The 9,033-nt window shown below is 44.4% G+C and carries 9 protein-coding genes; all 9 read left to right on the top strand.

What is annotated here, in order from left to right; genetic code table 11:
- Nucleotides 1-18: 18 nt before the first annotated feature.
- The gene (locus BUB35_RS11760) at nucleotides 19-825 is read left to right on the top strand and encodes a DUF4397 domain-containing protein (protein WP_084730664.1); all 807 of its coding nucleotides are present in this window, start codon (nucleotides 19-21) and stop codon (nucleotides 823-825) included.
- A 110-nt stretch (nucleotides 826-935) separates the two neighbouring features.
- Nucleotides 936-2,129 carry a bifunctional phosphopantothenoylcysteine decarboxylase/phosphopantothenate--cysteine ligase CoaBC gene (gene coaBC / locus BUB35_RS11765; RefSeq protein ID WP_072851984.1) on the top strand — a complete coding sequence of 398 codons (1,194 nt, stop codon included), beginning with the start codon at nucleotides 936-938 and terminating at the stop codon, nucleotides 2,127-2,129.
- Nucleotides 2,130-2,442: 313 nt separating this feature from the next.
- Nucleotides 2,443-2,997, top strand: a complete 555-nt coding sequence (locus BUB35_RS11770) for a helix-turn-helix domain-containing protein (RefSeq protein WP_072851986.1) — start codon at nucleotides 2,443-2,445, stop codon at nucleotides 2,995-2,997.
- Between the two features lie 23 nt (nucleotides 2,998-3,020).
- Nucleotides 3,021-5,393, top strand: coding sequence for a glycyl radical protein (locus BUB35_RS11775; protein ID WP_072851989.1), 2,373 nt, complete (start codon nucleotides 3,021-3,023; stop codon nucleotides 5,391-5,393).
- Nucleotides 5,394-5,444: 51 nt separating this feature from the next.
- Nucleotides 5,445-6,350: a glycyl-radical enzyme activating protein gene (locus BUB35_RS11780; RefSeq protein ID WP_072851991.1), complete on the top strand. Its 906-nt coding sequence runs from the start codon at nucleotides 5,445-5,447 to the stop codon at nucleotides 6,348-6,350.
- Between the two features lie 160 nt (nucleotides 6,351-6,510).
- Entirely contained in the window at nucleotides 6,511-7,638 is a 1,128-nt protein-coding gene (locus BUB35_RS11785) for a TlpA family protein disulfide reductase (RefSeq protein ID WP_072851994.1), read from the top strand.
- Complete coding sequence (locus tag BUB35_RS19080) at nucleotides 7,635-7,793, top strand: CD1871A family CXXC motif-containing protein (RefSeq protein WP_159432889.1); 159 nt, start codon at nucleotides 7,635-7,637, stop codon at nucleotides 7,791-7,793. Before BUB35_RS11785 ends, BUB35_RS19080 begins: the two co-directional genes overlap by 4 nt.
- Nucleotides 7,793-8,680, top strand: coding sequence for a 4Fe-4S binding protein (locus BUB35_RS11790; protein WP_072852001.1), 888 nt, complete (start codon nucleotides 7,793-7,795; stop codon nucleotides 8,678-8,680). Before BUB35_RS19080 ends, BUB35_RS11790 begins: the two co-directional genes overlap by 1 nt.
- Before the next feature lie 81 nt (nucleotides 8,681-8,761).
- On the top strand, nucleotides 8,762-9,033 hold a 272-nt coding region (locus tag BUB35_RS11795; RefSeq protein WP_072850980.1), incomplete at its 3' end, for a helix-turn-helix domain-containing protein.

The raw sequence follows: 9,033 nt of genomic DNA on the forward strand, positions 1-9,033 counted from the left end.
AAAAGACAGGTGACCAAAATGACGGACATTTGGAAACAAGCAGGTGTGGAAACCAGCGCGGATATGATTATGCCGCTGCCGCTGACACAGGAGGGCATCCGGCAGCTTCCGCTGGAAAGCCTGACCCAGGAAGTGGCTGATGGTACGGCAGAGAGCATGTATCCCGGCGTGCAGCTTCCCGGCAATCTGAAGATTACAGTGCTGCCCATTGTTCCCGGTATTACTATGTTCAGTTACATTCGCTTTTTCAATGCCTATCCCGGCGCTGGCAGTGTGGACATTTATGTCAATGGCAGAAAAGTAGCTTCTAACTTGCTGTATCGTAATTTTACGGAGTATATGAAAGCATTCCCCGGTTATTACCGTGTGGCAGTTTTCCGTGCCGGAACCACAGAAAATCCCCTTACGGTAAGTTATATCAACCTCATCGGATACCGTATCTTTACAGCGGCTCTGACGGGCACAGAGGGTAATGTTTCTCTGGAAATGATTAATGATAACCGTCGTTTCCTGCAAGGGAATATGGCTTACGTGCGGTTTGTGCAGCTTTCTGCCAATGCACCCAGAATGGATGTATATCTGGATGACAGTCTGGTGCTGTCTGATTTGAATTATAAAGAAGTCAGCCGCTATATGGCAGTGGTTCCCGGTGAGCACAATCTGAAGCTGCGGGAATACTTCAGCGGCGCTGTCTTGTTGGAAGACCCTGTGGTGACGCTGAAGGGCGGCAAAGCCTATACCATCTATGTTGTGGGTGATATGAATGACCGCGTGGGTCTGCAGGTTGTGATTCCGCTGGAAGGCGCTTCTTATCTTGCTTTTTAAATAAAATTTTCCTGATTGGTCTATACGAAGGCAGAAAAGTTTGTTATAATGACAATACTGTGAATAAATTGTCAAATCATACAAAAAGCAAAAGAAAAGGATGTTGATGTATGTTAAAGGGAAAAACCGTCATTTTGGGCGTAACAGGCAGCATTGCCGCTTACAAAATGGCAAATGTAGCAAGTATGCTGGTAAAGATGGAATGTGACGTACATGTCATTATGACAGAAAACGCGACCCATTTCATCACACCCATTACCTTTGAAACACTGACAGGAAATAAATGCCTGGTGGATACTTTTGACCGGAATTTCCAGTTCCATGTGGCACATGTTTCCCTGGCGAAAAAAGCGGATGTTGTGCTGATTGCCCCTGCATCTGCCAATGTCATTGGCAAACTGGCAAATGGCATTGCAGACGATATGCTGACCACCACCGTTATGGCTTGCACCTGCAAGAAGATCATTGCCCCTGCTATGAATACCAATATGTATCATAATCCCATTGTGCAGGATAATCTGAAAAAACTGCAGGCATATGATTATGAAGTGATCCAGCCGGACACAGGCATGCTGGCTTGCCGTGACGTAGGCGATGGCAAAATGCCTAAGGAAGAAGTGCTGGTAAGTTATATTCTGCGGGAAATCGCTTACGAAAAAGACCTGAAAGGTATGAAGGTCATCGTAACAGCTGGTCCCACTCAGGAAAGCATCGATCCTGTGCGTTATATTACAAATCATTCCACAGGCAAAATGGGCTATGAAATCGCAAAGGCTGCTATGCTTCGCGGTGCGGAAGTGACTCTGGTCAGCGGTGTCACATCTCTGGAACGCCCCATGTTTGTAGATTATGTGCAGGTAGTCAGCGCGGAAGATATGTTCCAGGCCATGAAAGCACGTTTCCTGGATAATGATATCATCATCAAATCTGCAGCTGTTGCGGACTATAAACCCAAAACTGTTGCTGATGATAAAATGAAGAAAAAAGATGGCGAAATGAGTATTGAACTGGATCGTACCCATGATATTCTCAAATATATGGGTGAACACCGCAGAGAAGGGCAGTTCTATTGCGGATTTTCCATGGAAACCCAGAATATGCTGGAAAACTCCCGTGTGAAACTGGATAAGAAAAACATTGATCTGGTCATTGCCAATAACCTGAAAGTAGCAGGCAGCGGCTTTGGTACAGACACCAATGTGGTTACCATGATTTCCAAACAGGAAGAAATCCAGCTGGAACTTCTGACAAAAGAAGAAGTTGCTCATAAGATTCTGGATGAAATTCTGAAACTGAAAGGCTGAGCCTTCTGATATGTAAATAAAAGAGCTGAAAATTTGGCATATTTGCTGAATTTTCGGCTCTTTTTTATTTCTTGGCTTTTTCGTTGTATGAGAAGATAAGGGTTTTGTTCGATAAAACGTCCAAATATTCCACAAAAACGTTTGTCCGTGTTGACAAATATAGTGTGCCGTGATACGCTTCTCTTATAGATGCGTTATAACGTACAACATAAAGGTAGTATATGCGAAATACTGTATTATCAATTCATTGACGGGTTTCTTTTCCGATGCTATTCTATTATAAAGACGTTTGTGCGCGGGAGGAGGAGCATATATGGATGCAATGAGCGGTATTATCGCTGAAAACCTAAAAAGGATTCGAAAAGAGAATAAATGGAGTTTAGACACTGTTTCCGATATGACAGGTGTCAGCAAGAGTATGTTGGGGCAGATCGAACGAGGAGAATCCAGCCCGACCATTTCTACATTATGGAAGATTGCAACGGGACTTCATATCTCTTTTACGGGTCTTTTGGAACAGTCTGAAAAAGAGGCTGAAATCATTTCCAAAGAGGAAGTGAATCCTCTTCTCAGTGACGGCGGACATTTTCGCCTGTACCCATTTTTTCCCTATCATCATGAGCGGAAATTTGAAATGCTGCATATTGAACTGGACCCGGGTTCCAGATCCGTTTCCGAAGCCCATGAACCGGGAACGGAAGAATTTATATTGGTCTATGAAGGCTGTTTCGTATTGGAAACAGACGGCAAACGCCATTATGTGGAAGCCGGCAATGCTATCCATTTTCAGGCAGACAGACCACATGTCTATGAAAACGGGTGTGACGGCAATACACGCATCTGCATGTTGATTTATTATCAGAAATAATATATAAAGAGAGGATGAACGCAATGAGCATTACCGACAGAGTAGAACGAATCCGTTTAAACTATGTAAACAGCAAGCCTGCCATTTCCTATGAAAGAGCGCGCATCTGGACAGAATCCCATAAAAGAACGGAAGGACAGCCTGTTGCCATTCGCCGCGCCCAGGCATTTTATGATACCTGTAATGAGCTGTGTGTCAATATTTTCCCTGATGAACTCATCGTTGGCTGTACCGGTGAATTTCGCAAATGCGGCATCCTGACACCTGAATTCTCCTGGACATGGGTGGATCGTGAAATGGATACCTTTGCAACCCGTGCACAGGACCCTTATGAAATGACAGATGAACAGCGTGCTTTTGTCAGAAAAGAAATTTTCCCTTATTGGGAACATAAATCTCTGGAAGAAGCATTTTTGGCACAGATTTCCGAAGAAACCAAACGGGTGGCTGTGGATACTGGCTTTGTAGACACAGACTCCAAATGGCGTCAGGCGGTAGGGGAAATCACTGCGGACTATCAGGACGTGCTGTTCAAAAAAGGCTTCGGCGGCATCAAAAAGGAAGCGGAAGCATATCTGGCAGAACTGGACGCTACATCTCTGGAAGGCGCAGAAAAAATTGAATTCTATCGCTCCATCGTATTGGTATGCGATGGTATCATCCGTCTGGCAAATCGTTATGCGGAAAAAGCAAGAGAAATGGCAGCGGAAGAAGCTGACGAAACCAGAAAAGCAGAATTGCTGCAGATTGCAGAAATCTGTGATGTGGTTCCTGAAAATCCGCCCAAATCTTTCCGGGAAGCCATGCAGTTCATGTGGTTCACACAGCTGGGCGGTATCCTGTCTGAAAACCCGCTGGCTTGGAACCCCGGACGTTTCGACCAGTATATGTATCCTTATTACAAAGCAGATAAAGATGCTGGCGTCATCACCAAAGATGAAGCACAGGAACTGATCGAATGCCTGTGGCTGAAACTTTCTGAATGGGTTTGGACAATTTCCGCCAATACAGCTGATTTCTTCGCTGGTTATAACCAGTTCCAGAACCTGACAGTAGGCGGCAGAACCAGAGATGGGAAAGACGCTACCAATGAACTGTCGTATATGTGCTTGAAAGCAACAGAAGATACTCTGGCACATCAGCCCGGCTTGAGCGTGCGTATCCATCCCGATACCCCTGATGAATTCATGGCAGCCGTGACCCATCTGGTAAGCAAAGGCACCGGCTTCCCTGCAATCCACAGCGATAATGCAGGCTATCAGATGTTGGTTAATGCAGGCTATGAACCGGAAGACGCTCGCGACTGGTCTAACTGCGGCTGCGTAGTTCCTCATTTCCGTAAAACAGGGGAATGGACTTCCGCAGCAAACCTGAACTTTGCGGCAGCGTTGGAATTTGCCACAAACGAAGGCAAAAGCCGTCTCAGCGGCAAAAAAATCGCTTTGGATGAAAAAGATCCCAAAACATTCTCTACATATGAAGAAGTGGAAGCAGCTTTCTATAAACAGTTTGCTTACCTCATCAAACAGGCTGTCATCAGCTTGATTACTGCCCAGCGCCTCCATGTGGAAATGGTTCCTAGACCGTTCATGTCCGCATGTATTGAAGACTGCATGAAGAACGGCAAAGACCTGACAAAAGGCGGCGCAAAATACAACATTGGTCCCGTTATCACAGGTATCGGTATTGCCGTTGTGGCAAACTCTCTGGCAGCTATTAAAAAGCTGGTATTTGAAGAAAAATCTGTAACCATGGCAGAAATCATCGACGCCATCAACAATAACTGGGAAGGCTATGATGAACTCCGTGCAAAAGTGCAGGCTGCGCCTAAATACGGCAATGACGATGACTATGTAGATGATATTGCAAGAGAAATTGGCAACTTCTTCTATCAGGAAGTTCATAAATATAAAGATATCAATGGCAATCACTTCCTGTCCGCATTCATGGGCATTTCCAACTACCTGCCTACAGGTAAGGTGCTGGGTGCTACACCGGACGGCAGAAAGGCAACAGAACCCATTTCCGAAGGGGTATCTCCTTATGTAGGTACAGATACATCCACACCTTTGGCTGCAATGCGTTCCGCTGCAAAACTGAATCAGGATATCCACAGCGGCGGCACACTGCTGAACCTCCGTCTGAATCAGGATCTGGTAGCAACCAAACGCGGTCAGGCAAATCTGGGCGCTATGATTCAGTCTTACTTTGCGCTGGGTGCCTTCCACGTACAGTTCAATACAGTTTCTACAGAAACCCTCCGCAAGGCACAGGCACATCCAGAAGATTACAAAGATTTGCTGGTGCGTGTAGCAGGTTACAGCACACAGTTTGTCAACCTGTCTAAGTCCATGCAGGATTCTATCATTGCGAGAAACGCACACGAAACATTCTAAGAAATCTGACAGACCGGCATTGCCGGTCTGTTCTTCTCATAGCAGAAAGGAATGGAAACAATGAAGGGATATGTGATGCAGTTACAGCCTTTTTCCGTCAATGACGGGGAGGGCATTCGAACCACCATTTTTATGGCAGGCTGTCCCCTGCGGTGTAAATGGTGTTCCAATCCGGAGGGCTTTGACCAAAAGCCAAAAACGGCGTTTTATGAAAAACTTTGTATTGGCTGTGGGCTTTGTACCACCGTTTGTCACGTCCATAATGGAATCAACCTCAATGACCCCGAACAGCGGGCAAAATGCGATGGATGCGGTGCGTGCGCTGACATTTGTCCGAAGAATGCAAAAAAACGCATGGTGGTAGAAAAAGAGGTTTCTGAAATTGTGGAAGAAGTGAAGAAACACCGCCTGTTCTATATGCAGTCCGGCGGCGGCATTACTTTTTCTGGTGGAGAAACCACCATGCAGCGGGAATTTCTGAATGAGCTTTCAGAAACCTTATATGATATGGGATTTCATTTAGCTATGGAAACCTGTGGCTATTTTGATTTTGCTCCACTGAAGCCCATTTTGCAGCGTATGGATTTGATCTTTATGGATCTGAAACATATGGATTCCGCAAAACATGCCTATTTTACAGGTGTTGGCAATGAAAAGATATTGGAAAATATCAAACGGTTGAAAGAATTGCCAGCGGAAATCGTTATCCGCATTCCTGTCATCAAAGGCGTCAATGCAGATGCGGAAAATATCAAAGCAAGTGCAGCATTTGTCCATACCCATTTGCCTCAGGCAAAAATGGAACTGCTGCCTTATCATAAATTCGGATTCGGCAAATATGAGGCGCTAGGCATGGAAACACCAGATGATACCTTTGCTGCACCCACGGAAAATGAGATGGAGGAATTGTGGAAAATCATAACGGATTTGGGTGTTTGTCTGGCGGATTATAGGTAATAAATGTTTGATTATCAGATTTGAAACATCTATATTTTTGCCTTCTTTTCTTAACAAAATCTTACTACTTTTCGCCATTCTTTCTCTTGACATCGACAGGGATTCCCTGTAGTATTCATAAAGACACGGAAACTTCAAGAGAATACGGAGGAACACCATCATGAAAAAATTACTTTGCGTATTTTTGACATTGTCACTTTGCACGGCAGCCTTTAGCGGATGTGCCTCAGATGAAGTGCAGAGTACGTCAGAACACACAGTTTCTACTTTGGATGATGGCGCACAGGTCAATGATGCCTTTAATACAGAGGTTATGACGACCTTGGACGGCACCACATTTCTTTTGAGTGATCATGATAACTGGTTTGCGCAGTCTGAAATGGGTTTTGGTATTACCAATACAGAACCTGTATTAGCAGGATTAAATAGTGGCGATGTAGGGGGCAGTGTCATCTCTCCCTATGCGGTGACATTATTTTTCATTCCACAGGACGTTTCCAATCAGATGATGGAAGCAGAAAACCTGTCTGAAGATGAACAGGAAGCTCTTGCAGCGGAACTGAGCAATGAAATTTTCTTCTTTACCGGTGTATGCCGTTTGCCCAAGAATGATGAAAAAGCACAGGAAGTCTATGCAGAATTTACAAGCATCTACGGCAATGTAGAAAAAATCGCAACAGCTTTTGACAGCGATTACTATCTGGGATATAATGATGATTACAGCTCTCTGGTGCTGACAGAGGAAGAAAAAAACAATTTGAGTGCGATCATTGAAGATCGGGAAAACTTCAAGAATAAAATCTTCATTTTCCCTGCATCTGAAGTACCGGAAAGCAATTTCGCCGGAAGCTTTAACAATTTTGAAACCACACTGCTGACTGGGGAAACCGTTACGCAGGATATCTTTGCAGACTATGATATGACGGTTGTCAATGTGTGGGCAACATGGTGTAATCCCTGCATTTCCGAAATGCCGGAACTGGCAGAACTGGATGGCGCTTTGCCTGAAAATGTAAATCTGATTTCCCTTTGTATTGATGGCAGTGATGATACCGCTTTCACACAGGAAATTCTGGATTACTGCGGCGTAAAATATCCGGTGCTGATGCCCAGCGATAGCCTGCAGACAAATGTAATTCAGTATATTTCCAGCGTTCCTACCACATTCTTTATTGATAAAGAAGGGAATGTTATTGGCAATCCTGTTGTGGGTGTACCTGGAAAATCAGGAGAAATCAAGGCGGCTTATCTGGAAGAAATCAATGCACGTCTGGAGTTGATTCGATGAATTGTAAACAAAATACTATGCGGGGCGGATGGATCAAATATCCGCTCCTTCTTTTTTCCGTGGGCATGATGGCTTATGGTTTTATTCGTCAGGAACATCTGACAGTATTAAAAAAGGCAATCACCATTTGCCTGGAATGTATAGGAGTAGGTTGATGAAGAAAACAGAAAAAAGACGTCATATCATACAGCTGATTGCAACGGTTGTGTCCAATGGCTATCTGATTGGCTTTACGCAGGGGAGAATACAGACAGGCGGGCAAAAATTCGTCTGTGTACCGGGTTTGAACTGCTATTCCTGCCCTGGTGCTGTAGGAGCATGTCCCATTGGCGCTTTGCAGGCCGTTCTGGGTGACCGAAAATTCCAATTCAGCTATTACGTATTCGGTTTTTTGCTCTTTGTTAGCGTATTGTTAGGCAGAGTTGTTTGTGGTTTTCTTTGTCCTTTCGGTTTTTTGCAGGACTTGCTCTATAAAATCAAAAGTCCAAAGATAAAAGTCCCTACAAAACTGGACAGAGGACTACGGTATCTGAAATATGTCATGCTGGCTGTGCCGGTCATAGTATTGCCCATTTTCCTCACCAATTCTTTTGGCACTGCACCGCCATATTTCTGTCAATATATTTGTCCAGTAGGGACATTGGAAGGCGGTATTCCCCTGACACTGAAAAATGAAAGCCTGCGGGGAATGATCGGATGGCTGTTCAACTGGAAGATGTTCTTGTTGTTATTGACTATTATTTCTTCCATATTGATTTGTAGACCCTTCTGCAAATATGTCTGCCCCTTAGGTGCTTTCTATGGATTATTCCAAAGATTCAGCTTTTATCACATGGAAGTGGATGCTTCCCGTTGTGACCATTGCGGCGCTTGTGAGAAAATCTGTCCAATGGGTGTAGAAGTAACAAAGAATATCAACAGCCCTGAATGTATTCGCTGTGGGCAATGTAAAAGCGTATGCCATACAGATGCCATTTCCGCCGGTTTTGTATTGGGATGCGGTGGAAGCTGTAAAACATGCAAAAAAGAAAAAGAAGTATAAAAAAAGCTGGAAGTTCAAATTTGAACTGCACCCCATTTGTTAGACAGTATGATATACTGAATAACAAGTGGGGTGATTTTTATGCCAAAAGGAGTACCAAATAAACGATATACACCAGAATTCAAGCAACTGGTGGTAGAAACGATGCGGGAAGAAGGTCTAAGTCTCAGTGAAACCATGAGAAGATTTAATATCAACTGTCTCGGTATTATTAAGCGCTGGGAGCGCATCTATCTTGAGGAGGGTCCAGAAGGTTTAGCGGTAGAACGACGGGGACGTAAAAATACAGGACAGCCAGCAAAGCTGCCTAAAGAGATAGAGGAAGATTTGATTGCAGAAAATCAACGGCTGCG

Source organism: Anaerotignum lactatifermentans DSM 14214 (assembly GCF_900142265.1).
Lineage (GTDB): Bacteria > Bacillota > Clostridia > Lachnospirales > Anaerotignaceae > Anaerotignum > Anaerotignum lactatifermentans.

Coding starts and splice junctions, on each gene's coding strand:
- BUB35_RS11775 (WP_072851989.1), top strand. CDS start 3,021: ATGAGCATTACCGACAGAGTAGAACGAATCCGTTTAAACTATGTAAAC.
- BUB35_RS19080 (WP_159432889.1), top strand. CDS start 7,635: ATGAATTGTAAACAAAATACTATGCGGGGCGGATGGATCAAATATCCG.
- coaBC (WP_072851984.1), top strand. CDS start 936: ATGTTAAAGGGAAAAACCGTCATTTTGGGCGTAACAGGCAGCATTGCC.
- BUB35_RS11785 (WP_072851994.1), top strand. CDS start 6,511: ATGAAAAAATTACTTTGCGTATTTTTGACATTGTCACTTTGCACGGCA.
- BUB35_RS11780 (WP_072851991.1), top strand. CDS start 5,445: ATGGAAACAATGAAGGGATATGTGATGCAGTTACAGCCTTTTTCCGTC.
- BUB35_RS11760 (WP_084730664.1), top strand. CDS start 19: ATGACGGACATTTGGAAACAAGCAGGTGTGGAAACCAGCGCGGATATG.
- BUB35_RS11790 (WP_072852001.1), top strand. CDS start 7,793: ATGAAGAAAACAGAAAAAAGACGTCATATCATACAGCTGATTGCAACG.
- BUB35_RS11770 (WP_072851986.1), top strand. CDS start 2,443: ATGGATGCAATGAGCGGTATTATCGCTGAAAACCTAAAAAGGATTCGA.